Annotated in this window: 21 protein-coding genes; 15 read left to right on the top strand and 6 right to left on the bottom strand. The window is 69.2% G+C overall.

Going from position 1 to position 26,767, the window contains the following annotated elements; genetic code table 11:
• Nucleotides 1-55: 55 nt before the first annotated feature.
• The gene (locus ACFU6I_RS20675; RefSeq protein WP_384368651.1) at nt 56-841 is read right to left on the bottom strand and encodes an amino acid ABC transporter ATP-binding protein; all 786 of its coding nucleotides are present in this window, start codon (nt 839-841) and stop codon (nt 56-58) included.
• Nucleotides 842-1,181: 340 nt separating this feature from the next.
• Here ACFU6I_RS20675 and ACFU6I_RS20670 point away from each other — a divergent pair, with 340 nt between their 5' ends.
• Together ACFU6I_RS20670 and ACFU6I_RS20665 are read left to right on the top strand one after the other, a co-directional pair.
• Entirely contained in the window at nt 1,182-1,874 is a 693-nt protein-coding gene (locus ACFU6I_RS20670) for a response regulator transcription factor (RefSeq protein ID WP_384368648.1), read from the top strand.
• Between the two features lie 15 nt (nt 1,875-1,889).
• A complete protein-coding gene (locus ACFU6I_RS20665; protein ID WP_384368645.1) occupies nt 1,890-3,284 on the top strand; it encodes an ATP-binding protein in 1,395 nt (464 codons plus the stop codon).
• A gap of 43 nt (nt 3,285-3,327) precedes the next feature.
• Here the strand turns inward: ACFU6I_RS20665 and ACFU6I_RS20660 are convergent, their stop codons facing one another.
• Entirely contained in the window at nt 3,328-4,326 is a 999-nt protein-coding gene (locus ACFU6I_RS20660) for a TAXI family TRAP transporter solute-binding subunit (RefSeq protein ID WP_384368643.1), read from the bottom strand.
• A gap of 97 nt (nt 4,327-4,423) precedes the next feature.
• Here ACFU6I_RS20660 and miaB point away from each other — a divergent pair, with 97 nt between their 5' ends.
• Nucleotides 4,424-5,926 carry a tRNA (N6-isopentenyl adenosine(37)-C2)-methylthiotransferase MiaB gene (miaB, locus tag ACFU6I_RS20655; RefSeq protein ID WP_266990422.1) on the top strand — a complete coding sequence of 501 codons (1,503 nt, stop codon included), beginning with the start codon at nt 4,424-4,426 and terminating at the stop codon, nt 5,924-5,926.
• Between the two features lie 110 nt (nt 5,927-6,036).
• A complete protein-coding gene (locus ACFU6I_RS20650) occupies nt 6,037-6,756 on the top strand; it encodes a class III extradiol dioxygenase subunit B-like domain-containing protein (protein WP_384368640.1) in 720 nt (239 codons plus the stop codon).
• A gap of 119 nt (nt 6,757-6,875) precedes the next feature.
• Here ACFU6I_RS20650 and ACFU6I_RS20645 read toward each other — a convergent pair whose 3' ends face one another.
• Together ACFU6I_RS20645 and ACFU6I_RS20640 are read right to left on the bottom strand one after the other, a co-directional pair.
• Nucleotides 6,876-7,115, bottom strand: coding sequence for an antitoxin (locus ACFU6I_RS20645; RefSeq protein ID WP_266980792.1), 240 nt, complete (start codon nt 7,113-7,115; stop codon nt 6,876-6,878).
• Between the two features lie 23 nt (nt 7,116-7,138).
• Nucleotides 7,139-7,348, bottom strand: a complete 210-nt coding sequence (locus ACFU6I_RS20640) for a hypothetical protein (protein ID WP_384368637.1) — start codon at nt 7,346-7,348, stop codon at nt 7,139-7,141.
• Nucleotides 7,349-7,582: 234 nt separating this feature from the next.
• Here ACFU6I_RS20640 and miaA point away from each other — a divergent pair, with 234 nt between their 5' ends.
• The 6 genes from miaA to hflX all read left to right on the top strand — a co-directional run bounded on the left by miaA (nt 7,583) and on the right by hflX (nt 15,558).
• The gene (gene miaA, locus ACFU6I_RS20635; protein ID WP_384368634.1) at nt 7,583-8,521 is read left to right on the top strand and encodes a tRNA (adenosine(37)-N6)-dimethylallyltransferase MiaA; all 939 of its coding nucleotides are present in this window, start codon (nt 7,583-7,585) and stop codon (nt 8,519-8,521) included.
• Nucleotides 8,522-8,628: 107 nt separating this feature from the next.
• Nucleotides 8,629-9,066 carry a hypothetical protein gene (locus ACFU6I_RS20630; RefSeq protein ID WP_345514361.1) on the top strand — a complete coding sequence of 146 codons (438 nt, stop codon included), beginning with the start codon at nt 8,629-8,631 and terminating at the stop codon, nt 9,064-9,066.
• Between the two features lie 104 nt (nt 9,067-9,170).
• Nucleotides 9,171-10,043, top strand: a complete 873-nt coding sequence (dapF, locus tag ACFU6I_RS20625) for a diaminopimelate epimerase (protein ID WP_345514360.1) — start codon at nt 9,171-9,173, stop codon at nt 10,041-10,043.
• Nucleotides 10,044-10,185: 142 nt separating this feature from the next.
• The gene (locus ACFU6I_RS20620) at nt 10,186-12,339 is read left to right on the top strand and encodes a RelA/SpoT family protein (RefSeq protein ID WP_384368629.1); all 2,154 of its coding nucleotides are present in this window, start codon (nt 10,186-10,188) and stop codon (nt 12,337-12,339) included.
• Between the two features lie 99 nt (nt 12,340-12,438).
• Nucleotides 12,439-13,893, top strand: a complete 1,455-nt coding sequence (locus ACFU6I_RS20615; protein ID WP_384368626.1) for a M1 family metallopeptidase — start codon at nt 12,439-12,441, stop codon at nt 13,891-13,893.
• A 144-nt stretch (nt 13,894-14,037) separates the two neighbouring features.
• Nucleotides 14,038-15,558: a GTPase HflX gene (gene hflX, locus ACFU6I_RS20610; RefSeq protein WP_384368623.1), complete on the top strand. Its 1,521-nt coding sequence runs from the start codon at nt 14,038-14,040 to the stop codon at nt 15,556-15,558.
• 78 nt (nt 15,559-15,636) lie between these two features.
• Here hflX and ACFU6I_RS20605 read toward each other — a convergent pair whose 3' ends face one another.
• Nucleotides 15,637-16,806, bottom strand: coding sequence for a trypsin-like serine peptidase (locus tag ACFU6I_RS20605; RefSeq protein ID WP_384368620.1), 1,170 nt, complete (start codon nt 16,804-16,806; stop codon nt 15,637-15,639).
• Between the two features lie 255 nt (nt 16,807-17,061).
• Nucleotides 17,062-18,285, bottom strand: coding sequence for a trypsin-like serine peptidase (locus ACFU6I_RS20600; protein WP_384368617.1), 1,224 nt, complete (start codon nt 18,283-18,285; stop codon nt 17,062-17,064).
• 316 nt (nt 18,286-18,601) lie between these two features.
• Here ACFU6I_RS20600 and ACFU6I_RS20595 point away from each other — a divergent pair, with 316 nt between their 5' ends.
• The 5 genes from ACFU6I_RS20595 to ACFU6I_RS20575 all read left to right on the top strand — a co-directional run bounded on the left by ACFU6I_RS20595 (nt 18,602) and on the right by ACFU6I_RS20575 (nt 26,665).
• On the top strand, nt 18,602-19,993 hold the full coding sequence (locus ACFU6I_RS20595; protein ID WP_384368614.1) for a diaminobutyrate--2-oxoglutarate transaminase family protein: 1,392 nt from the start codon (nt 18,602-18,604) through the stop codon (nt 19,991-19,993).
• Nucleotides 19,994-20,023: 30 nt separating this feature from the next.
• A complete protein-coding gene (locus ACFU6I_RS20590; protein ID WP_384368611.1) occupies nt 20,024-21,919 on the top strand; it encodes an IucA/IucC family protein in 1,896 nt (631 codons plus the stop codon).
• A 70-nt stretch (nt 21,920-21,989) separates the two neighbouring features.
• A complete protein-coding gene (locus tag ACFU6I_RS20585; RefSeq protein WP_384368608.1) occupies nt 21,990-22,724 on the top strand; it encodes a GNAT family N-acetyltransferase in 735 nt (244 codons plus the stop codon).
• A 60-nt stretch (nt 22,725-22,784) separates the two neighbouring features.
• A complete protein-coding gene (locus ACFU6I_RS20580; protein WP_384368605.1) occupies nt 22,785-24,644 on the top strand; it encodes an IucA/IucC family protein in 1,860 nt (619 codons plus the stop codon).
• Between the two features lie 50 nt (nt 24,645-24,694).
• Nucleotides 24,695-26,665 carry an ATP-dependent DNA helicase gene (locus ACFU6I_RS20575; protein WP_384047906.1) on the top strand — a complete coding sequence of 657 codons (1,971 nt, stop codon included), beginning with the start codon at nt 24,695-24,697 and terminating at the stop codon, nt 26,663-26,665.
• Nucleotides 26,666-26,767 lie beyond the last annotated feature (102 nt).

Genomic DNA, 26,767 nt, shown 5'->3' with positions numbered 1-26,767 from the left:
AACTTCCCTAGTGTTGACGCGATGACGCGATGTGAGTGAACAGCTGATCCGGAAATCAGTGGTGCAGGATCTTCGAAAGGAAGTCCTTGGCCCGGTCACTGCGGGGGTTGCTGAAGAACTGGTCGGGCGACGCCTCTTCGACGATCTTCCCGTCCGCCATGAAGACGACACGGTTCGCCGCCGACCGCGCGAAGCCCATTTCGTGGGTGACGACGACCATGGTCATGCCGTCCCGGGCGAGCTGCTGCATGACTTCCAGCACCTCATTGATCATCTCCGGGTCGAGCGCGGACGTCGGCTCGTCGAAGAGCATGACCTTGGGGTCCATCGCCAACGCCCTTGCGATGGCCACACGTTGCTGCTGGCCTCCGGAGAGCTGCGAGGGGTACTTGTCGGCCTGCGTCGCCACGCCCACCCGCTCGAGCAGCGAACGCGCCTTTTCCTCGGCAGCCGTCTTGTCCGCCTTGCGGACCTTGAGCTGCCCCAGCATCACGTTTTCGAGCACCGTCTTGTGCGCGAAGAGATTGAACGACTGGAAGACCATGCCGACATCGGCACGCAGCCTGGCCAGCTCCTTGCCCTCCTGGGGCAACGGCTTGCCGTCGATCGATATCGCGCCCGAGTCGATCGTCTCCAAGCGGTTGATCGTGCGGCACAGCGTGGACTTTCCGGACCCGGAAGGCCCGATCACAACCACGACCTCGCCCCGTGCGATGGTCAGGTCGATGTCCTGGAGCACATGCAGCGCGCCGAAGTGCTTGTTGACGTTGCTCAGTACGACAAGGTCGTTCGCCGCGGGCACGGCATCCTCGGCGGCCTTGGTCACTGAAACTCCGCTCATCGGCTTTTTGCTCCGTCCTCCTCGGTTGGGAAGGACCTTAGTGACGCAGTGCGACCATCGTCATCACATCTGAGCGGAAATTGAGCATAACGATCCGGCGGCAACCGGACACTCCGTGTGAACGGGACGGCGGGAGAGGTACCGGGGGCGTACCGGGTGCATAACGGAAACCCCGTTGTAATAGGTGGGCCCTTGACTGGCGTACCGGTCATCGGAGTGGATGCCCTGGTACGTGATGACGTGAAACACCTCGGTACGGGGAAGTACCGGGAAGATGGACAGTCACCGGGGAGTGCGGGAAGCCTGCACCACGATGCGGAAGCGGAGAGGAAGGAGGGCCATGAGGCTGCTGCTCGTCGAGGACGACAACCACGTGGCGGCCGCCCTGTCCGCGGTGCTCGCCCGGCACGGCATCCAGGTCGTGCACGCGCGCAGCGGTGAGGAGGCCCTGAAGGCCCTGCTGCCGGCGGAGGCAGAGCCCTTCGGCGTCGTACTCCTCGACCTGGGACTGCCCGACCAGGACGGTTACGAGGTCTGCGGGAAGATCCGCAAGCGCTGCTCCATCCCCGTGATCATGGTGACCGCGCGGGCCGATGTCCGGTCGCGGATCCACGGCCTCAACCTCGGAGCGGACGACTACGTCGTCAAGCCGTACGACACCGGTGAACTCCTCGCCCGTATCCATGCGGTCAGCAGACGCAAGCCGGCCGGGGAGGACACGGTGCAGACGCCCGTCGACGCCCTGCGCCTCGGTCATGTCCACATCGAGCTGCCGACCCGCAGGGTCAGTGTCGACGGCGCCGAAGTCCAGCTCACCCGCAAGGAGTTCGATCTGCTCGCGCTGCTCGCCCAGCGCCCCGGCGTGGTGTTCCGCCGGGAGCAGATCATCAGCGAGGTGTGGCGCACGAGTTGGGAGGGAACAGGGCGCACGCTCGAAGTGCATGTCGCGTCCCTGCGTTCCAAGCTGCGACTGCCCGCACTGATCGAGACCGTGCGCGGGGTCGGCTACCGGCTCGTCGCCCCGTCCGCGTAAAGGCGTACGTCCCCGGTGCGTACCCGTCTTCTCCCTCTGCTCATCGTCCTCATGGCGGCCGTGCTGCTCGCGCTCGGCTTTCCGCTGGCCGTGAGTGTGGCCGCCGCCCAGCAGCAGAGCGTGGTGATCGACCGCATTGACGACACGGCACGCTTCGCCGCACTGGCCCAGTTCGTCACGGAACCGGCCGGCAGCAACGACGAACGGCGCCGCGTGCTCCAGTCGGAGCTGGAGATGTACGACTCGGTGTACGGAATCCGGGCCGGCGTCTTCTACCGCGACGACACCGCCATGGCGAAGGCACCGGCCGACTGGCGGCTCCCTTTCGAGGGGGAGGGCCGCGAGGCGTTCAGGGAGGCGCTCCTCGGGCGCCGCAGTCATGATCCGCCGCAGGTCTGGCCCTGGCAGCGCGGCCGGGTCGTCGTCGCCTCGCCCGTCGTACGGGACGGCGATGTGGTCGCCGTCGTCGTCCTCGACTCGCCCACCGGCGAGATGCGCACCCGCACGCTGCGCGGCTGGCTGCTGATCGCGGTGGGCGAGGTGGTCGCCATGCTGGTGGCCGTCGGCGCCGCCATCCGGCTCACCGGCTGGGTCCTGCTGCCCGTCCAGACCCTGGACGCGGCGACCCACGACATCGCCAGCGGCCGGATGCGGTCCAGGGTGGCGGCATCGGGAGGGCCGCCGGAACTCAGACGCCTGGCCCGTTCGTTCAACGAGATGGCCGACAACGTCGAGGAAGTGCTGGAGCAGCAGCGCGCTTTCGTCGCCGACGCCTCGCACCAACTGCGCAACCCGCTCGCCGCGCTGCTGCTGCGTATCGAGCTCCTCGCCCTCGAACTCCCCGAGGGGAACGAGGAGATCGCCTCCGTCCGCACGGAGGGAAAGCGCCTCGGGCAGGTCCTGGACGACCTGCTGGACCTGGCGCTGGCCGAGCACGCCGCGGCCGACCTCCAGCTCACCGACATAGGCGCGCTCACCGCGGAACGGGTGGCTTCCTGGCGCCCGTTCGCGGAGGAGAACGGTGTGCGGCTGACGGCCGACGGGGCATCCGCCGTGACAGCCTGGGCGGACCCCATCGCGCTGTCCAGCGCCCTCGACGCCGTCATCGACAACGCGTGCAAGTTCACCCCCGCCGGTGAAGAGGTCCGTGTCACCGTCGCGGCCGACCGCGACACCGTCACCGTGGCCGTCGCCGACCGCGGCCCGGGGCTGACCGACGAGGAGCTGGAGCGGATCGGCGACCGCTTCTGGCGCAGCGCCCAGCACCAGAACGTGCAGGGGTCCGGTCTCGGGCTCTCAATCTCCCACGCACTGCTCGCCGCGGGCGGCGGCTCTCTCTCCTACGCCCCGCACGAGCCGCACGGACTGCGGGTGACGGTGGCGGTTCCGCGCAACGGCCCGAGCGACTGACTGCGGTACCGGGTGCCGCGACGGCGCATCCCGACGGAGCGCGTCAGGGTTTGACCGACCGGTAGTAGCGTCTGGCCCCGTCGTGCAGCTCCAGCGGATCGGTGTAGATCGCCGTCCGCAGATCCACCAGTTGCGCCGCATGCACCTCGCTTCCGATGCGGTCCCGGCTGTCGATCACCGTCCGGGTGAACGCCTCGGTCATCGCCGGATCCGTGCGGTCCGTGGTGACCAGCACGTTGGCGACGGCCACCGTCGTGATGGCCGATCCCTGCTGGGCGCTCCGGTACGCGTCGGCGGGCATGACGGCCGAGCGGTAGTAGCGGGTGGGGCCGCCCCCGGCCCGCAGCCGCTTGATCAGCGATGCCTCCAGGGGCACCAGTTTGATCGGGAAGCGGTCCGACAGCTCCTGCACAGCGGTGGTCGGCAGCCCGCCGGACCAGAAGAAGGCATCGAGAAGACCGTTCTGCAACTGCGTCGGCATCGTGTCGATCCCGGCCGGGACCGGAGTGATGTCGTGCGTCGGATCAAGACCCGCGGCGGTCATCAGCCGGTCGGCGACCAATCGCACGCCCGACCCCTTCTGACCCACCCCGATCCGTTTGCCGGCGAGATCCGAGACGGTCCGCACGTCCGAGTCCTGGGGCACCACCAGCTGGATGTAGTCGTCGTACAGCCGGACACAGCTGCGCAGCCGGTCGGCCCCTGCCTTGCCGTCCCGTAGATATGTGGCGAGGGCATCGGTCGTGGCGATGGTGAAGTCGGCCTTCCCGGTCGCCACCCGCTCGATGTTCTGCTGGGAGCCCTCGCTGGTCTGCAGCCGTATCGAGACCATGGGCAGGTCCTTGGCGAGCGCTCCCCTGAGTCGCTCGCCGTAGCGGTGGTAGACCCCGCTGCGCACTCCCGTGCTGAAGGTCAGCGATCCGCTCGGCGGCGGATCCCCGAGCGGCAGTACCCACCACAGCAGCAGCCCGAGAACCACGGCAACGACGGCGCCCCCCTGAAGAGTGCGTCGGCGGCCGATACGGGACAGTGCGTGGAGCATGGCGCGATCCTGCCAGCTCACTCCTCGTGATGGCCAGGGCCGGTCCTGTGGAAGGGGGCCCGGGGTGCCCGTACGACCTCGTACCCTGGTGGACGAGATGAGCGAGGTAGAGGGTTTGAAAACGTACGAGGTGCGCACCTACGGGTGCCAGATGAACGTCCACGACTCCGAGCGGCTGTCGGGGCTGCTGGAGGGCGCGGGGTACGTACGTGCGCCCGAGGGCGCCGACGGTGACGCCGATGTCGTCGTCTTCAACACCTGCGCGGTGCGGGAGAACGCGGACAACAAGCTCTACGGCAATCTCGGCCGGCTTGCCCCGATGAAGACGAAGCGGCCCGGGATGCAGATCGCGGTCGGCGGCTGTCTGGCGCAGAAGGACCGCGACACGATCGTCCAGCGGGCCCCATGGGTCGACGTCGTCTTCGGAACGCACAACATCGGCAAGCTGCCGGTGCTTCTGGAGCGCGCCCGTATCCAGGAGGAGGCGCAGATCGAGATCGCCGAATCCCTGGAGGCCTTCCCCTCCACCCTCCCCACCCGCCGCGAGTCCGCCTACGCCGCGTGGGTCTCCATCTCCGTCGGCTGCAACAACACCTGCACCTTCTGTATCGTCCCGGCGCTGCGCGGCAAGGAGAAGGACCGCCGCACCGGCGACATCCTGGCCGAGATCGAGGCACTGGTCGCCGAGGGAGTCTCCGAGATCACCCTGCTCGGCCAGAACGTGAACGCGTACGGCTCCGACATCGGCGACCGCGAGGCCTTCTCCAAGCTGCTGCGCGCCTGCGGGAAGATCGAGGGCCTGGAGCGGGTCCGCTTCACTTCGCCGCACCCCCGCGACTTCACCGACGACGTGATCGCGGCGATGGCCGAGACACCGAACGTCATGCCGCAGCTGCACATGCCGATGCAGTCGGGTTCGGACACGATCCTCAAGGCGATGCGGCGCTCCTACCGGCAGGAGCGGTTCCTCGGCATCATCGAGAAGGTACGCGCCGCGATGCCGGACGCCGCCATCTCCACCGACATCATCGTGGGCTTCCCCGGTGAGACGGAGGAGGACTTCGAGCAGACCATGCACGCGGTCCGTCAGGCGCGCTTCGCCAACGCCTTCACCTTCCAGTACTCCAAGCGGCCCGGAACCCCGGCTGCCGACATGGAGGGGCAGATCCCGAAGGAGGTCGTCCAGGAGCGGTACATGCGCCTGTCCGCCCTCCAGGAGGAGATCTCCTGGGACGAGAACAAGAAGCAGGTCGGCCGCACCCTGGAGATCATGGTCGCCGAGGGCGAGGGCCGTAAGGACGGCGCCACACACCGTCTCTCCGGCCGTGCTCCCGACAACCGTCTGGTCCACTTCACCAAGCCGGAGGAGGACGTGCGCCCCGGCGATGTGGTGACGGTGGAGATCACCTACGCCGCCCCGCACCACCTGCTCGCCGAAGGCGCGCCGCTCGGCGTGAGGCGGACCCGGTCCGGGGACGCCTGGGAGAGGCGCACCGTCGCCGAGGCCGCCAAGCCGGCCGGAGTGATGCTGGGGTTGCCCGGCATCGGCGCCCCGGCGCCGCTGCCGCCCGCGGCGGCTCCCGGCTGCGGGTGCGACTGACCTCGCAGGAAATGTCGGCACGAGCCCGCGGCCGGTACGCCGGGTCGCGGACCCGTGGCCGGAAGGGACGGGAAACAGGCGGAATCGGCTGACGCAGTACGCTGCCCAGCATGCTTGTCGCCGCAGCTGTCTGCCCCTGTCCACCCATGCTGGTACCCGAGGTCGCCGCCGGAGCCGCGCCCGAGCTCCGAGCCGCGAGGACCGCGTGCATCGACGCCCTTGGTGTGCTCGCCGCGGCCCGTCCCGACCTGCTGATCGTGATCGGGCCCGCGGATCCCGATGGCCGGGGGCCGCATCCCGAGGGGGCCCCGGGCTCCTTCAAGGGATTCGGCGTCGATCTCGACGTCCGGCTCGGGCTCGGGGGAGCCCCCGGGGCTACGGCGGAGCGCCCGCTTCCGCCGTCCCTCTCCGTCGGTGCCTGGCTCCTTGCCCGTGCGAAGTGGGCGGACGCGCCGATCGAGGGTCTCGGCGTGGGGGAGACGCTCGAAGCCGGGCTCTGCGCGAGCACCGGACGGGAGCTGGCGGCCAGGGCCCGCCGCGTGGCCATGCTGGTGATGGGCGACGGCAGCGCCTGCCGCACAGTCAAGGCCCCCGGCTATCTGGACGAGCGCGCCCTCTCGTTCGACACGGAGGTGTCACGGGCCCTCGGCGCCGCGGACCTCGCCGTGCTGCGTGCGCTGGACGAGTCGCTCGCGTACGAACTGAAGGTGGCGGGCCGGGCTCCGTGGCAGGTGCTGGCGGGTGCGGCGGAAGGAACCGGGCTGAGCGGGCGGCTGCTTTACGAGGACGCTCCGTACGGCGTCGAGTACATGGCCGCCACCTGGTCCTGAGACCGGACCCGGTCGGTTCCGGACCTGGTCCGGAGAGTTTCCGGGCGGCGCAGCACGTGACGGCCGTGGAACGAAGCCGCTCCACGGCCGTCCACCGTGATCAGGTCGAGGTGCCGAGGTCAGGAAGCCGGCGGCGGCGTACCGCCCTCCCCCATGTGGGACAGACGGTCAATCGCATCCTTGGCCTTCTGCGAGCCGGACTCGATCTTGTCGCTGTACTTGCCTTTTGTCTTTTGATCGACCGTCCGTGCGGCCTTGTCGATCCCATGGTCGATCTTGTCCCCGTGCTGCTGCGCGAGGCCGCCGACCTTGTCCTTCGCCGGACTCAGCTTGGCCTTCAGACTGTCCATGAAGCCCATCGGACACCTTCCCTGCTGGGGGACTATGTGTGGGCGTTCTCTCCGGTCCCGTTGTCCGCCGCTTCGTCGGCCGACTGCTGCTTCGGGATCTCCACGCCCTCGGAGGACTCCGACCCGGTGGACCTCACCGACTCGCCCACCGTCGCCCCGGACGAGGCCGACGCGGCGGCTTTCTCGGCCGACGCCTCGACCGCTCCGGAGGAGGAACGGCGAAACCATGAAAAAACACCCATATTTGCTCCATATTTTACTCGTGCGATCGACATTCCGCGCCGCCCGGAGCGTCTCCTTGTGCCACTCGGGCTCTCGTCCGCCGGCCCTCGTCGAGCCTTCGGTCGTCCGACCGTCTGCCGGACGGGGGCCGGTCCGAACCGGCGCGCGAAACCTCGGAACAGCAAACGACCCCGGCTCCGTGCCGTCACGTAACTCGTTCGGGGAGAGGTCCGGAGATTTGCGAGACTGGGGCGGTGAGTAGTCCATCTCCCGCACCGCGGGTCATCGCCGTCGTCGGTCCCACTGCAGCCGGAAAGTCCGATCTGGGGGTATTCCTGGCCCAGCAGCTCGGTGGCGAAGTGGTCAATGCCGACTCCATGCAGCTCTACCGGGGGATGGACATCGGCACCGCGAAGCTGACGCTCGCCGAGCGCGGATCCGTACCCCACCGTCTGCTGGACATCTGGGACGTGACCGAGACGGCCAGCGTCGCCGAGTACCAGCGGCTGGCCCGCGCCGAGATCGACCGGCTGCTCGCCGAGGGCCGGACCCCGGTTCTGGTCGGCGGCTCCGGGCTGTACGTGAAGGGTGCGATCGACGCACTGGAGTTCCCCGGCACGGACCCCGGCGTACGCGCCAGACTGGAACAGGAACTGGCGGATCACGGTTCAGGGGCACTGCACGGCAGGCTCGCCGCCGCAGACCCCGAGGCGGGCCGCGCCATCCTGCCGAGCAACGGCCGCCGCATCGTCCGGGCCCTCGAAGTCATCGAGATCACCGGCAAGCCCTTCACGGCCAACCTCCCGGGTCACGAAGCGGTCTACGACGCGATCCAGATCGGCGTCGACGTGGCCCGCCCCGAACTCGACGAACGCATCGCCGTCCGGGTCGACCGGATGTGGGAGGCAGGACTCGTGGACGAGGTGCGGACTCTGGAGGCCCGCGGTCTGCGCGAGGGGCGCACCGCCTCCCGTGCGCTCGGCTACCAGCAGGTGCTTGCCGCACTGGCCAACGAGTGCACGGAGGACGAGGCCCGCGCCGAGACGGTCCGCGCCACCAAACGCTTCGCGCGGCGTCAGGACTCCTGGTTCCGCCGCGACCCCCGCGTCCAGTGGCTGAGCGGCGCCGCGGAGCACCGCGGGGAACTCCCGGACCGGGCGCTGGCGTTGGTCGAACGAGCGGTTACAGCCTGATCACGTGATGGCATCGGGAAGCCCTGCCCGTCATTAAGGCGACCGGGAGCGTGCCATCATCGAGCATCGATCGACCAGTGGAGTCCGAGTTGGGAGGGCGCGTGGCGATGGAGGCCGGCCCTCGCGACACAGAACAAGACGCACCGAACGCGCAGCACGAGGCGGGACGCCTGAGCCCTGACGGGCCTGACGAGCCCCAGGTGACCCCCGAGGTCGAGGTCGAGCTGCGGCCCGCGCGCCGTCTGAGGATCTGGCAGCTCGCCCCGATCGTCATGCTTGCCGCGGTCGGTTCGCTGATGTTTGCCTTCCCGCTCGCCTTCGAGTTCGGCGACGGGGGCGCGGTCGTCGCCATGCTCGGTCTGCTGATCAGCTGCTGCGCGGCGGGCTGGGGGATGATGGCCGCCCGCCGTGTCGGCCACACCTGGCCGGGCCTGCCGCCCCGGGGCTCGGGGGAGCGCCCCGACTGGCGCGTGATCGCCCTGTACGTGGCCGTGTCCGGCGCACTGGTCGCGCTGGCCATCTGGCGCGTGGCGCGACTGCGCTGAGTCCGGACTCGCGCCCGGCCCGTCCCTCGTCCGGTCCCCGCCGCGCCCGTCCACCGTTCGGCCCGGCTTCGTCCGCTGTCGGTGCGGCCTCGTACAGTTGCCCTGTGAGCACCTCGCAGATCGCCTTCCTCAAGGGTCATGGCACCGAGAACGACTTCGTGATCGTTCCCGACCCGGACAACGCCGTCGACCTGCCCGCATCCGTCGTCGCCCGGCTCTGCGACCGGCGGGCCGGTATCGGCGGTGACGGGCTGCTGCACGTCGTCCGGTCCGCCGCACACCCCGAGGCGCGGACCATGGCGGCCGACGCCGAGTGGTTCATGGACTACCGCAATGCCGACGGCTCGATCGCCGAGATGTGCGGCAACGGCGTGCGGGTCTTCGCCCACTATCTGCAGCGCGCCGGCCTGGTCGAGGAGGGTGACCTCGCGGTCGCGACCCGCGGCGGCGTGAAGAAGGTCCACCTCGCCAAGGGCGGCGACATCACGGTCTCCATGGGGCGCGCCCTGCTCCCCGAGGACGGCGTCACGGTCACCGTGGACGGCCGCAGCTGGGACGCGCGCAACGTCAATATGGGCAACCCGCACGCGGTGGCCTTCGTCGACGACCTGGCACACGCGGGCGAGCTGCGCTCCGTACCGCCGTTCAGCCCTGCCGCCGTCTACCCCGACGGCGTCAACATCGAGTTCGTCGTGGACCGCGGACCGCGCCATGTGGCGATGCGGGTCCACGAGCGTGGTTCGGGCGAGACCCGCTCCTGTGGCACCGGCGCCTGCGCCGTGGCCGTCGCCGCCGCCCGTAGGGACGGCGCGGACCCCGCCGAGACCGGTACCCCGGTCACGTACACCGTCGACCTGCCGGGCGGCACCCTCGTGATCACCGAGCGGCCGGACGGCGAGATCGAGATGACCGGAGCCGCTGTCATCGTGGCCGAGGGCAAGATCGATCCGGCCTGGCTCGAAACGGTGACCGGCTAGAGCATCGCTCGAATGGGTGATCCGGTTCACGCTGAGCGAGAGCCGGACTCCCCCACGTGGTGGGGTCGGTAGCATCAAGCACCGGCCCGGAGGCGCGTCCGCACCTCCCCACCGCCGGTCGACGTTTGCCGGAGGTGCCCCCATGAGCGCAGAGGCCACCAATCCAGGTGCTCCCATCCGCAGACGAGGCCGCCCCCGGATCGATCTCCGCAGGCTCGGCCGCGTCGCCGTGCTCGGACCGGTCTCCCGCGACCGGCTGCCCGACGCGATCGGCCACGTCGCCGAGGCCCACCGGGCCCACTACCCGGACGCCGATCTCAGCATCCTCCACAAGGCCTACGTCCTGGCAGAGTCCTCCCATCGGGGGCAGATGCGCAAGAGCGGCGAGCCCTACATCACGCACCCGCTCGCGGTCACGCTGATCCTCGCCGAACTAGGGGCCGAGACCACGACACTGACGGCTTCGCTGCTCCACGACACGGTCGAGGACACCGAGGTGACCCTCGATCAGGTGCGGGAGCAGTTCGGCGACGAGGTCTGCTACCTCGTCGACGGCGTCACCAAACTGGAGAAGGTCGACTACGGGGCGGCGGCCGAACCCGAGACGTTCCGCAAGATGCTGGTCGCCACCGGGGACGACGTCCGGGTCATGTCGATCAAGCTTGCCGACCGGCTGCACAACATGCGCACCCTCGGGGTCATGCGCCCGGAAAAACAGGCGAGGATCGCCAGGGTCACCCGCGACGTGCTGATCCCGCTCGCCGAACGGCTCGGGGTGCAGGCACTCAAGACCGAGCTGGAGGATCTTGTCTTCGCGATCCTCCATCCCGCGGAGTACGCACACACTCGGGCACTGATCGCCGCGGCCTCGGTACCGGAATCCGGCTCCCCGGGAGCGACCGGCGACCCCCTCTCCGCCATCGCCGAGAACGTCAGAACCGTGCTGCGGGACGCCGACATCCCCGCAGAAGTCCTCATCAGGCCCCGCCATTACGTCTCCGTGCACCGCGTCAGGATCAAACGCGGAGAGCTGCGCGGCACCGACTTCGGGCGGCTGCTCGTGCTCGTCGGCGAGGACGCCGACTGCTATGCCGTCCTCGGCGAGCTCCACACCTGCTTCACGCCCGTGATCTCCGAGTTCAAGGATTTCATCGCGGCTCCCAAATTCAACCTGTACCAGTCACTGCACACGGCTGTCGTGGGCGCGGAGGGCGCGGTCGCGGAAGTCCTCATCCGTACCCATCGGATGCACAAGGTCGCCGAGGCGGGCGTGATCGCCCTCGGCAACCCCTACACCGCGGACGGCACCTCCGCGCTGCCGCAGGCCGAACCCGCGGACGGGGAGCGCGCCGACCCGACCCGGCCCGGCTGGCTCTCCCGGCTCCTCGCCTGGCAGCAGTCCGCCCCCGACCCGGACACCTTCTGGACCACCCTCCGCGCCGACCTCGCCGAGGACCGCGAGATCACGGTCTTCCGCACCGATGGCGGCACGCTCGGACTCCCCGCCGGCGCCAGTTGCGTCGACGCCGCCTACGCGCAGTACGGCGACGAGGCCCACAGCTGTATCGGGGCCAGGGTCAACGGTCGGCTCGCCACGCTCTCCACCGTGCTCAGTGACGGGGACACCGTGCAGCTGCTGCTCGCAGGGGACGCCGCCTCCGGTCCCTCACCGGACTGGCTCGACCACGCCCGTACGGCCGCTGCGCGCATCGCCATCACCGGGTGGCTCGACGCCCACCCGGAGGGTGCCCAGGGGACGTACGGCAGCCAGCCCGTGGGCCGCAGGCCCGAGCGGCAGCCGGCGGACCCGTCGGAAGCCGGAGTCAACCGGGCCGCACGCCGCGCCGCGACCGTCGTCGTGGGCATGCCGGACGCCACCGTACGGCTCGCAGGCTGCTGCACCCCCGTACCGCCCGACGACGTCATCGGATTCACCGTGCGCGGCGGAGCCGTCACGGTGCACCGGCGAGAGTGTCCCGGGGTGGCCCGGATGCAGGCAGGAGGCCGGACGCCCGTCACGGTGGGCTGGGGCGACGCGGCGGAATGCCGGGTCACGCTGGTCGCCGAGTCCTTCGGCCGGCCAGGGCTGCTCGCCGATCTCACCGAGGCCATCGCGTCGGCGGATGCGGCGATCATCTCCGCCACCGTGGAACCGCCCAGCGAACAACGTGTTCGGCACACCTACACCCTGCAGCTCCCGGACGCAGCCGGACTGCCTGCACTGATGCGCGCGATGCGGGACGTACCGGGGGTGTACGACGTGAACCGCGCCCAGCACCCGGCCGCCGCCGTCTGAACCAGTCGTCCGCGGCGCCCAGCTGTCCCGGCGACCTCGTTCGAGTGGCGCGGCGCGTGCCGCGCCCGTACCCGCGCGGGTCGCTGATAGCCGTAGTCCATGCCGTTCATCCCCCGCCGCCTGCGGGCCGCCCTGCTGGCCACCGCATCGGCCACCCTCGTTGCCGCCACCCTGCCCTCACCCATGCCGCTCGGCATCGGGGATTCACTCTTCCCCACCCTCGGCAACCCGGGGTACGACGTCCTCTCGTACGACATCGGATTCACCTACCACGGCAACAACAGCAAACCCCTGGACGCCGTCACCACGATCGACGCGCGGACCACCGAACCGCTGGACCGGATCAACCTCGACTTCACCCGCGGTACCGTCCGTTCCGTCGCGGTCAACGGCCTGCGCGCCGACTTCGCCGTCACGGGCGAGGACCTTGTCGTCGAGCCCCTCGGCAGGCTGCCCGCCGGAGTGCCGCTCCGGATCACCGTCCGGCACACCAGCGACCCCAGAGGCGACCAGGACAGTGGCGGTTGGCTGCGCACCTCCGACGGCCTGGCCATGGCCAACCAGGCCGACGCCGCGCACCGCGTCTTCCCCAGCAATGACCACCCCTCCGACAAGGCCTACTTCACCTTCCGGGTGACCGCTCCCAAGGACCTGACGGTGGTGGCCAACGGCCTGCCCGCCGGCACGGTCCGGCACGGCGCCTCGACCACCTGGACGTATCGGACCGAGCACCCCATGGCGACCGAACTGGCCCAGGTCTCCATCGGGCACTCGACCGTCCGGAAGCGGACGGGGCCGCACGGGCTGCCGGTTCGTGATGTGGTGCCGGCCGCGGACGCCGCCCGCCTGGAGCCCTGGCTCAAGAAGACGCCCGGACAGCTGGAGTGGATGGAGCGCCAGGTCGGCCGCTATCCCTTCGAGACGTACGGACTGCTGGTCGCCGACACGGAGACCGGTTTCGAGCTGGAGACCCAGACACTGACGCTCTTCGAACGGACCCTGTTCACCACCAAGGCATATCCCCAGTGGTACGTCGACTCGCTCATGGTCCATGAGCTGGCCCACCACTGGTTCGGCGACAGTGTCTCCCCGCAGGCCTGGTCCGATCTCTGGCTCAGCGAAGGACATGCCAGCTGGTACGAGGCCCGCTACGCGGAGGAGCACGCCAAGAAGTCGCTGGTGAAGCGAATGCGTGATGCCTACACCCAGTCCGACGGCTGGCGCGCAGTCGGAGGACCGCCGGCCCGCCCCTCCGCGCCCTCGCCGGGACAGAAGATCAGCCTCTTCCGGCCCGTGGTGTACGACGGCAGCGCGCTGGTCCTCTACGCGCTGCGACAGGAAATCGGCAAGAGTGCCTTCGGCCGGCTGGAACGCCGCTGGGTGAGGAAGCACCGGGACTCCACCGCCACCACGGCGGACTTCGTCCGGCTGTCGTCGGAAATTGCGGGACGCGACCTGACCGCATTCTTCGACGGCTGGCTGTACAGCGAGAAGACCCCGCCGATGCCCGGGCACCCGGACTGGCACAGCACCCAGCCCGCCGGACACCGGTAAACCCGGGTGACGGGGCCGTCCGGGCCGTGCCACTATCGACGGGTCGCCGCGGCAGCCGGACCGGAGATTCTCCCGAGCGGGAATCTTCCGGACAGGTCACGCGTTGTGACTGACGTAACGGAATTCCATCGACGTAAGGATCCAATGACCTCCTCTTCTTCCTTTCCCCAGGACGCGCAGAATGCGCAGAGTGCCACGGAGAACGTCACCGAGAGCCTCACCGAAAGCCTTCGGGCCCACGCCCTGATGGAAGAGGACGTCGCCTGGAGCCACGAGATCGACGGAGAGCGGGACGGCGAGCAGTTCGACCGCTCCGAGCGTGCGGCGCTGCGGCGTGTGGCGGGCCTCTCCACAGAGCTTGAGGACGTCACCGAGGTCGAGTACCGGCAGCTGCGCCTGGAGCGTGTGGTGCTGGTCGGCGTCTGGACCTCGGGGACCGTGCAGGACGCCGAGAACTCCCTCGCGGAGCTGGCGGCGCTGGCCGAGACGGCGGGTGCTCAGGTGCTTGACGCCGTCTTCCAGCGGCGCGACAAGCCCGACCCGGCCACCTACATCGGCTCGGGCAAGGCGATGGAGCTGCGTGACATCGTCCTCGAATCAGGGGCCGACACCGTCGTCTGCGACGGTGAGCTCAGCCCCGGCCAGCTGATCCATCTGGAGGACGTCGTCAAGGTCAAGGTGGTCGACAGGACCGCCCTGATCCTCGACATCTTCGCCCAGCACGCCAAGTCCCGTGAGGGCAAGGCACAGGTCTCGCTGGCACAGATGCAGTACATGCTGCCGCGCCTGCGTGGTTGGGGGCAGTCGCTCTCCCGCCAGATGGGCGGCGGCGGTTCCAGCGGCGGTGGCGGCATGGCCACCCGTGGCCCCGGTGAGACCAAGATCGAAACGGACCGGCGCCGGATCCGCGAGAAGATGGCGAAGATGCGCCGGGAGATCGCGGAGATGAAGACCGGCCGCGAGATCAAGCGGCAGGAGCGCAAGCGCAACAAGGTGCCCTCGGTCGCCATTGCCGGTTACACGAACGCAGGCAAGTCGTCGCTGCTCAACCGGCTGACCGGGGCGGGCGTCCTGGTGGAGAACGCACTCTTCGCCACACTCGACCCGACCGTGCGCCGGGCCGAGACGCCGACCGGCCGGCTCTACACGCTGGCCGACACCGTCGGGTTCGTTCGGCACCTTCCGCACCACCTCGTCGAGGCGTTCCGCTCCACCATGGAGGAGGTCGGCGAGTCCGACCTGATCCTGCACGTGGTGGACGGCTCGCACCCGGTACCCGAGGAGCAGCTCGCCGCGGTGCGCGAAGTGATCCGCGAAGTGGGTGCGCTGGACGTACCCGAGGTCGTGGTGATCAACAAGGCGGATGCGACCGACCCGCTGGTCCTCCAGCGTCTGCTGCGGAACGAGAAGCACGCCATCGCCGTCTCGGCGCGGACCGGGGCCGGAATCGACGAGCTGCTCGCGCTCATCGATGCCGAACTGCCCCGGCCGTCGGTCGAGATCGAGGCACTCGTCCCGTACACGCACGGCGGACTCATCTCCCGGGCGCACGCCGACGGCGAAGTGATCTCCGAGGAACACACCTCGGAGGGCACCCTCCTCAAGGCGCGGGTGCACGAGGAACTGGCCGCGGACCTTGCGCCGTTCGTGCCCGTGGCGCACTGACAGCACAGCACAGTACGGACCGAAGGCCCGCCCCCTCGTCGTGAGGGAGCGGGCCTTCGGGCGTCCACCGGACCGTGACTACCGGCCGGCGAACTTGTCGCTCATCATGGTGAAGATCTCCTGTGCGCCCCGGCCCAGGTGGGGTCCTGCGAGCCAGCCCCCAGTCGCCGGGCCGATGGAGGTGTTGGAGACCAGTGCCAGCTTGCCGCCGGAGCCCTCACTGAACCAGCCGCCACCGGAGGAGCCGCCGGTCATGGTGCAGCCGATGCGATACATCGTCGGAGTGCTGGGGCTGATGGAGAGCCGGCCGGGACGGTCGATGCACTTGTGCATGATCAGACCGTCGTACGGGGCGGCGGCGGGGTAGCCCCAGGCGCCCATGGCGCTGATCTGCGAGATCTCGGGGGCGTCGAAGTTGACCGGCAGAGCGTTCCCCACGGTCTCCTCAAGCGACTTGGTGCCGCTTTCCGGCTTCACGTGCAGCACGGAGTAGTCGTACGGAGCGCCCTCGCCGCCTGTGGGGCCGCCATCGGCGATCCACTCACCGGAGGTCGTGGCCCAGTCGGCCCAGAACGCGCCGTACGGGGCGATCTCCTCGGGCCGGGCGTTCTCCAGCGCCGCGGCGGACTTGCCCTTGTCGTTGTAGGCGGGAACGAAGACGATGTTGCGGTACCAGCCACCCTTCGAACCGGCGTGAACACAGTGTCCGGCCGTCCACACCAGGTTGGATCTGCCCGGGTTCTTCGGGTCCTTGACGACCGTGCCCGAGCAGACCATGGACCCCTCGGGGGAGTCGAAGAACACCTTGCCGACCGGGGCGGCATGTTCGTGGTACGGGAGGTTCTCGGGCTCTGCCTTGACCGGCGCGGGCTCCGGGTCCGTGACGCCCTGGTCGCCGGAGAAGTCACTGGCCGCCATCGTCCTCGCCGGGTCCTTGGCGGACTTCATCCGCTCGGGCTTCCACAGCCCGTCGATCACCGGGTTGACGAAGTCCTTTGCCTCACGCAGCCACTTGTCCTTGTCCCAGTTCTTCCACTCGCCGTTCTTCCATTTCTCCGGGTCGACGCCGTGCTTCTTGAGCGTCTCGGCCAGATCGGCGGATATGCCGCCGCCGGTGCCGTTGCCACCGGCGGATTCGGCGGCGGGCTTGTCGGCCGTCTTGTCCTCGCTCGGGCCACATGCTGTGGCCGTCAGCGCGAGAGCGGCGACGAGGCCGGTCGCGACGAGCAGCGGACGTATGGATCGCATGGAAAACTTCCCCCTGAAACACTCAGAAAATGCCATGAACGTGTCATGTTAGGGGTCGGGCCGATGGCCACCCCGAGATGCAGGCCCACCCTATGACGGTCCGGCGGATGCTTTCCGCCACCGAGCACCGGCGCATGAGGGGGGTGCCCGGGGGTCGGATGCCCGGCCACCGGGCACCCCCGACGGACTGCTGTCGTGCCGAGGGTTCCCTGAACAACTGTCACCGACAAGGCTGTCGGTGACAGTTCGTGCGCGTCACTGTCCTGCGTACTTCTTGCTGACCGCGTCGTAGACGCCCTTGGCCTCCTTGCCGAGGCGCGGCCCTGCCAGCCAGCCGGCTGTCACCGGGCCGATGGACGTGTTCGACACCAGTGCGGGCTTGCCGTCCTGGCCCGCCGCGACCCAGCCACCGCCGGAGGAGCCGCCGGTCATGGAGCACCCGATGCGGTACATCGTCGGGTCTGCCTCGGTGAGCGAGAGGCGGCCCGGCTTGTCCTTGCACTGGAGCATCTTCTGGCCGTCGTACGGCGGAGCAGCCGGGAACCCGGTTGCCGTCATGTTGTCGACCTTCGGCACGGCCGGGGCGTTGAACTCGACGGGCAGCGCCGAACCGATCGTCTCCTCAAGGGATTTCCCGGTCGAACCCTTCTCCGGGGCCACATGCAGGACCGCGAAGTCGTACGCGGCTCCCTGGCCACCGGTGGGGCCGCCGTCGGCGATCCACTGGTCGGAGGTCTGCGCCCACTGCCCCCACCACACGCCATAGGGAGCGATCTTCTCCTTGGGCGCGTCCTTCAGTTCGGCCAGCGACAGGCCGCCGTTGTTGTACGACGGCACGAAGGCGATGTTGCGGTACCAGCCGCCCTTCTTGCCCGCGTGTACACAGTGTCCGGCGGTCCACACCATGTTGGACTTTCCGGGATTTGCCGGGTCCTCCACCACGGTTGCGGAGCAGACCATGGAACCCTCGGGGCCGTCGAAGAAGAGCTTCCCCGACTCTGCGGCACTGCCGTGGTACGGCGACTGCACATTCGTGGCCCGCACCGGCACGGGCGTCGGGTCCGTCACACCCTTGTCACCCGAGATGTCGTTGTCGACCGGCTGCTCGGGCGCTTTGTCGGCATCCCGCATGCGGTCCGGGTCCCAGAGTCCCTCGATGATCGGGTTGATGAAGTCCTTGGCCTCACGCAGCCACGTGTCCTTGTCCCAGTTCTTCCACTCGCCGTTCTTCCACTTGTCGAGGTCGACTCCGTGTTCCTTGAGACGGTCCCGCAGATCATCCGGAATAGTGATCTTGTCATCCGAGGTCTGCCCGACGGAGTTGCTCGGCTCGGCATTCGCACCGTCCTCGCTCGGCCCGCAGGCGGTGGCCGTGAGCGCGAGAACGGCGGTGACCGCGGCCACCGCGAGCACCGAGGAGGGTGTGCGACGTCCGCTCCTCCCCGGACGCGTGGTGAGAACTGGTCGAATCGGTCGCATGCGGTGATCCCCCTGGGACTTCGTAACTCAGCACTTCTGTAGTGCATTTGGGCACTCTTCCGAACGCGCCGCGCACTCCGGTGATGGTGCCCGGAGTGTCGGCACGGCCCCCCACTATGCCGGTGCCGATGGGGACGGTACGCAGCAGGTCCACGGTTCCGTCTCCGCAAGGATCTTCCGATTTACCCGTGATCCCCTGCGACCGGCGTCGTTGGTACGTACGAGGGACTTACGGGCAGCGTTCATCGCCGCAGTCCGTTCTTGCGGAAACGTACGGACGTGCAACGCAACTGTGACAGCGGGAGGACCAGAAGCCGTGGCCGTGACCGAACCAGCTCCGGTGGCACCACCCGCGGTGCACGAGGGAATCCTGCGCCGCCAGTCGCTGCGCGAATCGGCCGCTCGCACCTATGCGCGGTCACTGCCGATCGTGCCGGTGCGGGCCCGCGGGCTGACCATCGAAGGTGCGGACGGACGGCGCTATCTCGACTGTCTCTCCGGAGCTGGCACGCTGGCGCTCGGGCACAACCATCCGGTGGTGCTGGAGGCGATCAAGAAGGTCATCGACTCGGGTGCACCCCTCCATGTCCTCGACCTCGCGACCCCGGTCAAGGACGCCTTCACCACGGAACTGTTCGCCACACTGCCACGGCAGTTCGCCGACAACGCCCGCATCCAGTTCTGTGGACCGGCCGGAACGGACGCCGTCGAGGCGGCCTTCAAACTGGTCCGTGCCGCGACCGGGCGCAGCGGACTCCTGGCCTTCGCCGGCGCCTACCACGGGATGACGGAGGGAGCCCTTGCGGCCTCGGGCGGAGCCGAGGATGTCCGCGTGACCCGACTCCCCTTCCCGCTGCAGTACCGGTGTCCGTTCGGTATCGGTGGCGAACGCGGTGCCGACATCGCCGCCCGGTGGACCGAGAGCCTGCTGGACGATCCCAAGGGCGGAGTACCCGCGCCGGCCGGAATGATCCTCGAACCGGTGCAGGGGGAGGGCGGAGTGAACCCCGCCCCCGACGGCTGGATGCGTCGGATGCGTGCGATCACCGCCTCCCGGTCCATCCCCCTGATCGCCGACGAGGTCCAGACCGGCGTCGGCCGGACCGGCGCCTTCTGGGCGGTTGAGCACAGCGGGATCACCCCTGATGTGATGGTGCTCTCGAAGGCCATCGGTGGTTCCCTCCCGCTTGCAGTGATCATTTACCGCTCCGAACTGGACACCTGGCAACCGGGCGCCCACGCGGGGACATTCCGCGGCAACCAACTGGCGATGGCCGCCGGCACGGCCACCCTCGCCTACGTGCGCGAGAACCGGCTCGCCGAGCACGCCTCGTCGCTCGGCGCCCGTATGCTCGCCCGCCTCCGCACGCTGGCCACCGACCACCCCTGCATCGGAGACGTCCGCGGACGGGGGCTGATGATCGGGGTCGAACTCGTCGACCCCGAGTCCGCCCCGCTCACGTGCGGTACCGGAGGCGCCACCGAGGCACCGCCCGCCCCGGTCCTCGCCGCCGCTGTCCAACAGGAATGCCTCCGGCGCGGCCTCATCGTCGAACTCGGCGGACGCCACTCCAGCGTTGTACGCCTACTCCCTCCGCTCACACTCACCGACGAACAGGCCACGGCGGTCGTCGACCGCCTCGCCGACGCCCTGGCAGCCGCTGAGCGCTTGCCGCATCGCCGAATCACGACCGGGTCGACCCATTGACCCCGGACACCCTCCACAAGAAAGACCGCCGTGAACCCCACCCCCGCGCCCGCGCCCGAGGCCGACGGCGCCCCCGTCGGCCAGCAACGAGGCCAGTCCGTGCTCGTCGGCCGAGTGGCAGTCGAGCAGACGACGGTGCCGCGCCAGATGGCAGCCCTGTATGGCGAGCGGTGTACTCCGCAGGCCCCCCCTGCCAACGCAGGAACGGCCGATCCTCTCGACCACCCGGACCCGCTCCGGGCGGCAGACGCATCAGGCGTCGAGAACCTGCTGCGCTGCTGGGTCCGCGAGAACGATCTGCCTCGACCCGACGGCAACACTCTCCGCATCCCGCTTCCCGCCAGCGGCACCGACCTGCTCGTCCCCATCCTCTATTGGTCCGCCACGGGATGGCACCGCTTCGGCCCGCCCGTCCTGGAGCACGCACCCGACGAGGCTCCGACCACCGATGCCGTCACCGTCGCCGCCCTCCTGGGGCGCGAGGCGGACCGCAACGAAGGCGCCGACATGGTGGCCAGGGTCGCCGACTCCGTACGCCGTACAGCCGGTTTCATCGCCGAGCGACGCCGCACACCCGCGCCCCCCGCCGACTCGGACCTCTTCCTCACCGCCGAGCAGTCGCTCCTGCTGGGCCACCCCCTGCACCCCAGCCCCAAGAGCCGCGAAGGCATCTCCGAGGCCGAATCCCGGCTCTACTCACCGGAGTTGCACGGCTCCTTCCCGCTGCACTGGATGGCTGTGGACCGCTCCTTGCTGGCCACCGATTCCTCCTGGACGGACGGAGGCCGCCCCGTCCCCGCCGAAGACCTCGTCGCCTCCCACACCGACGGACTGCACCTCCCCGCCAACACGACACCGATTCCGCTCCACCCCTGGCAGGCACGGGAACTGGGCAGCCGTCCGGACGTCGCGGCCCTGCTCGAAGCCGGTCTTCTCCATGACCTGGGACCGCACGGCGAGCCCTGGCACCCCACCTCGTCCGTCCGTACCGTCCATCGGTCCGGCGCCGACGTCATGCTCAAGCTCTCCCTCGGCGTACGCATCACCAACTCCCGTCGTGAGAATCTCCGCAAGGAACTTCACCGGGGTGTGGAGGTCCACCGGCTGCTCCGCAGTGGACTCGCTGCGCAGTGGCACGCCGTCCACCCCGGCTTCGACATCGTTCGCGACCCGGCCTGGCTCGCCGTCGACACACCGGGTGGCGAACCCGTCCCCGGCCTCGATGTCATGCTGCGTCACAACCCCTTCGGCCCGCACGACGATGCCGTGTGCATTGCCGGGCTGACTTCCCCGCGCCCCTGGTCCGACCGGCCAGGCATGCAATCGCGCCTCGCCGACATCGTCTTCCGCCTCGCTGCCTCCACCGGCAGAACTCAGGGAGCGGTCGCCGCCGAGTGGTTCCTGCGCTACCTCGACCGGGTCGTGCGCCCCGTGCTCTGGCTCGATGCCACAGCAGGCGTCGCCCTGGAAGCCCACCAGCAGAACACGCTGGTGCTGCTCGACGCCTCCGGCTGGCCCATCGGGGGCCGGTATCGGGACAACCAGGGCTACTATTTCCGCGAATCGCATCGCCCAGCACTTGAGCAGAGGCTTTCCGGCATCGGAACCGTCAGCGACACCTTCGTCTCCGATGCGGTCACCGACGAGCGCTTCGCCTACTACCTGGGCATCAACAACATCTTCGGTCTGATCGGAGCCTTCGGCGCCGAGCATCTCGCCGATGAACGAGTGCTCATCGCCGGCCTCCGGCGATTCCTCGGCGGTGTCACCGGCCTCGGCTCCCCGCTTCCCGCGCAGCTGCTGCAGAACTCGCACCTGCGGTGCAAGGCCAACATGCTGACCCGACTGCACGGTCTCGACGAACTCGTCGGACCGGTCGACACTCAGTCCGTCTATGTCACCATCGCCAACCCCCTGTATGCCTGAAGGAACATGACCAGCGCCTGAACCCCTGAACTGCAGGAACTGCAGGAACTGCTGAGAGGAGAGCGTCACCGTGCCTCCCGAAGATGCGCACGCCGATGCAGGAGCCGGCCCCGTCCCACGGGCGGGTACGGGCGTGGAGGACACCCTGGACCTGAAGCTCTCCGACGAGTTCCTCGCGCTGTTCAGGGAAGACGCACCGGCAACAACACCGGCCACCGACCTGTCCAGCACCTTCGACCTGCTCGACAACCCGGCCGAATGGCGCCCCGTCACCACCACCGCCGGAGTGTTCCAACTCGTCCCCGTGCGACTGGACCGCGACCTGTCCGTGATCAGCCGTTGGATGAACGACCCCGCAGTCGCCGCCTTCTGGGAACTCGCAGGGGCCGAAGCAGTCACCGCCACCCATCTACTCCCGCAGCTCGAGGGTGATGGACGCAGCGTCCCCTGCCTGGGCGTGCTCTCCGGCATTCCCATGAGCTACTGGGAGATCTATCGTGCGGACCTCGACCCATTGGCGCGCCGCTATCCCGCCCGACCGCATGACACCGGAATCCACCTCCTCATCGGCGGCGTGAACAACCGCGGGCGCGGCGTCGGTACCACCCTGCTCCGGGCCGTCTCCGACCTCGTACTCGACAACCGTCCTCTCTGCGCACGCGTCGTAGCGGAACCCGACCTGCGCAACACCCCCTCCGTCTCCGCCTTCCTGAGCGCCGGCTTCCGGTTCTCCGCGGAAGTTGAACTCCCCGACAAGCGAGCCGCCCTGATGGTCCGCGACCGGGCCCACCGTGCCCAGCTGTGAACGACCTGTTGCATTACTTACACCGCTCGAAGCCCATCGGTTCCCTCCCGAGGAGTCCCCGTGCCGAACAATCCTGCGAGCCATGAACCAGCGGAGTCTCCCGCGCTGCTCAGCACTCCAGAACTGAACCGGACGGTCTGGGAACGGGCCGCCGCCCGCCTGCTCGCGAAAATGCTCGGAGAGTTCGCCTACGAGGAAATCATCGAGCCGATTCCCAGGGCCGCCGGGAGCGACACCTACACCCTTGCGCTGGACGACGGCGAAACCCTGAACTTCTGCGCCGGCCGGGGCGTCTACGGCGGCTGGCACGTCGCCCCCGACTCGATACGCGTCACCGACCGGAACGCGCCCGCGGGTACCGGCCAGGACGAGAGCACCGGGACCATCCCGTTCGGCGACCCGCTCCAGTTCCTCGCCCGCGCCCACCGTCTTCTCGAACTCGACGGCGCCACGCTCGGCCACCTCATCCGCGAGATCACCACCACACTCGCCGCCGACGCCCGGCTGGACCACACAGCGTTCACCGCCGCCCGGCTGGCCGAACTCGACTACGCCGAGCTCGAGGGACACCAGACCGGCCATCCGTGGCTCGTCGCCAACAAGGGGCGCCTCGGATTCTCCGCCGCCGACGCCTCCCGCTTCACGCCCGAGGCCCGCAGACCGGTCAGGCTGCCGTGGATCGCTGTGAGCACCCGGATCGCCGGCTACCGAGGTGTGACCCGCCTCGCCACTCCCGAGCAGCTGTACGCGCAGGAACTCGACGCCCCGGTCCGCGCATCATTCGCAGCCGGACTCCGCGCCCGCGGCCTCGACCCGGACTCCTACCTCTTTCTTCCCGTGCACCCCTGGCAGTGGGACGAATGGATCGTTCCGCTGTTCGCCCCGGCCATCGCCGACGGCGACATCGTTCCGCTGCACACCGACGAGGACCCGCGGTTGCCGCAGCAGTCCATCCGTACCTTCGCCAACCTCGGACACCCCGACCGGCACACCGTCAAACTGCCGCTGTCGATCCTCAACACGCTGGTCTGGCGGGGTCTGCCGACCGAGCGGACCCTCGCTGCGCCCGCCGTCACCACCTGGGTGCAGGGACTGCGCGACCGCGACCCCTTTCTGCGTGACACCTGTGGGGTCATCCTGCTCGGAGAGGTTGCCTCCGTAACGGTTGCGCACCCGCACTACGACCACCTCCCCGAGACCCCGTACCAGTTCAAGGAGATCCTCGGCGCGATCTGGCGAGAACCGCTCCACCCCCGGCTCGCGCCCGGGGAGCGCGCCCGCACCCTTGCGTCGCTGCTCCACACGGATCCGCACGGCCGCGCCTTCACCGCCGAGCTCGTCGCCCGCTCGGGTCTGACCCCCTCCGTCTGGCTGACCCGGCTCTTCGCCGCACTGCTCCCGCCGCTGCTGCACTTCCTCTACCAGTACGGCACGGTCTTCTCCCCGCACGGCGAGAACGCCATCGTGGTCTTCGACGGCCAGGACGTGCCCGTACGGTTGGCGATCAAGGACTTCGTCGACGATGTGAACATCAGCGCCCGGCCGCTGCCGGAGCACGCGACCATGCCGGACGACGTACGCAGCATCCTTCTCACCGAGGAGCCCGGCTTCCTCACCCAGTTCATCCACTCAGGGCTCTTCGTCGGTGTCTTCCGATTTCTGTCCAGGCTGTGCGAGGAGCAGCTGGGTGTCCCGGAGGACGAATTCTGGTCACTCGTCCGAGCCGAGATCCTGCGCCACCACGCCCGCTTTCCCGAGCTCAAGGACCGCTTCGAGATGTTCGACATGCTGACGCCGCGCATAGAACGCCTCTGCCTCAACCGCAACCGCCTGTATCGCGACGGCTACCGCGACCGGCCCGAGCGCCCCCACGCCGCCGTCCACGGCACGGTTCCCAACCCACTCCACCTCTCCGCGTGAGTCCTGGAGTGATCCCCGTTGTCAGTGGTGCACCGTAGGCTGGTCACGCTATGACAAAGCCATCCCTCCCCGAGCTTCTGCACGCCGCCGTGACCGCCGTCGGCGGTACGGAGCGGCCTGGTCAGGCCTCCATGGCCGAGGCCGTTGCCGAGGCCGTCGACGACAATTCCCATCTGCTGGTCCAGGCCGGTACCGGCACGGGCAAGTCTCTCGGTTACCTGGTGCCCGCGCTGGCGCACGGGGAGCGCGTCGTGGTCGCCACGGCCACCCTGGCGCTGCAGCGCCAGCTCGTGGAGCGAGACCTTCCGCGTACGGTCGACGCCCTGCATCCGCTGCTGCGCCGTCGACCCCAGTTCGCGATGCTCAAGGGGCGCTCGAACTATCTTTGTCTGCACCGGCTCCACGAAGGTGTCCCGCAGGAAGAGGAAGAGGGACTCTTCGACCAGTTCGAGGCCGCGGCGCCGTCGAGCAAGCTCGGCCAGGACCTGCTGCGGCTGCGGGACTGGTCGGACGAGACCGAGACCGGAGACCGCGACGACCTCACCCCCGGCGTCTCCGACCGGGCCTGGGCGCAGGTCTCCGTCTCCTCCCGGGAGTGCCTGGGCGCCAGCAAGTGCGCGTACGGCGCGGAGTGCTTCGCGGAGATGGCCCGCGAGCGCGCGAAGCTCGCCGATGTCGTCGTCACCAACCACGCGCTCCTCGCCATCGACGCGATCGAGGGGGCCCCGGTGCTCCCGCAGCATGAAGTGCTGATCGTCGACGAGGCCCATGAGCTGGTTTCCCGGGTCACCGGAGTGGCCACCGGAGAACTCACCCCCGGGCAGGTGAACCGGGCCGTGCGCCGTGCGGCGAAGCTGGTCAACGAGAAGGCCGCCGACGCCCTGCAGACCGCGGCGGAGGGCTTCGAGCGGGTGATGGAGCTGGCGCTCCCCGGCCGTCTGGAAGAGATTCCGGAGGACCTCGGCTACGCGTTGATGGCGCTCCGCGACGCTGCTCGCACCGTGATCACGGCCCTGGGGTCCACCCGCGACAAGTCCGTCCAGGACGAGGACGCCGTCCGCAAGCAGGCAATGGCCTCCGTGGAGACCATCCACGGCGTTGCCGAGCGCATCACCCAGGGGTCCGAGTACGACGTCGTCTGGTACGAGCGCCATGACCGCTTCGGCGCGTCCGTGCGTGTCGCCCCGCTCTCCGTCTCGGGCCTCCTGCGCGAGAAGCTCTTCGCGGAACGCTCCGTCGTCCTCACCTCCGCCACGCTCAAGCTCGGCGGAGACTTCAACGGTGTGGGCGCGTCCTTGGGCCTGGCCCCCGAGGGCACCGCGGGCGACGACCTCCCGCAGTGGAAGGGGCTCGACGTCGGCTCGCCCTTCGACTACCCGAAGCAGGGCATCCTGTACGTCGCCAAGCACCTGGCCACGCCCGGCCGGGAGGGTTCGCGCACCGACATGCTGGACGAGCTCACCGAACTGGTGGAGGCCGCCGGCGGGCGCACGCTCGGGCTTTTCTCGTCGATGAGGGCAGCCCAGGCCGCTGCGGAGGAACTGCGTGGCCGACTCGACAAGCCGATCCTGCTGCAGGGTGAGGAGACGCTGGGTGAGCTGATCAAGAACTTCGCGGCCGACCCCGAGACCTGCCTCTTCGGCACACTCTCGCTCTGGCAGGGCGTCGATGTCCCGGGGGCGAGCTGCCAGTTGGTGATCATGGACCGGATCCCGTTCCCGCGTCCCGACGATCCGCTGATGAGTGCGCGCCAGAAGGCCGTCGAGGAGGCGGGGGGCAATGGGTTCATGGCTGTCGCGGCGACCCATGCCGCACTGCTGATGGCCCAGGGCGCCGGTCGTCTGGTCAGAGCCACAGGCGACAAGGGTGTGGTCGCGGTGCTCGACCCGAGGCTGGCCAATGCCCGGTACGGCAGCTATCTCCGGGCCTCGCTTCCCGACTTCTGGTACACGACGGACCGCAACCAGGCCCGCCGCTCACTCGCGGCCATCGACGCTGCCGCCAAGGCCGACGGGCGGTGATCCGTAAGCCTGCCCGGGCTCCTGCTCATCCTTGAGCGGTCGTCGGCGTCACCTGCACGGGCAGGGCCCCGGGACCGGCGCAGCGGATCCCGGGGCCCTGCC

Source organism: Streptomyces sp. NPDC057486 (assembly GCF_042802415.1).
Classification (GTDB): domain Bacteria; phylum Actinomycetota; class Actinomycetes; order Streptomycetales; family Streptomycetaceae; genus Streptomyces; species Streptomyces yanii.
Note: the sequence above shows the minus strand (reverse complement) of the source record. Positions and strands in the feature narration are given on the sequence as shown.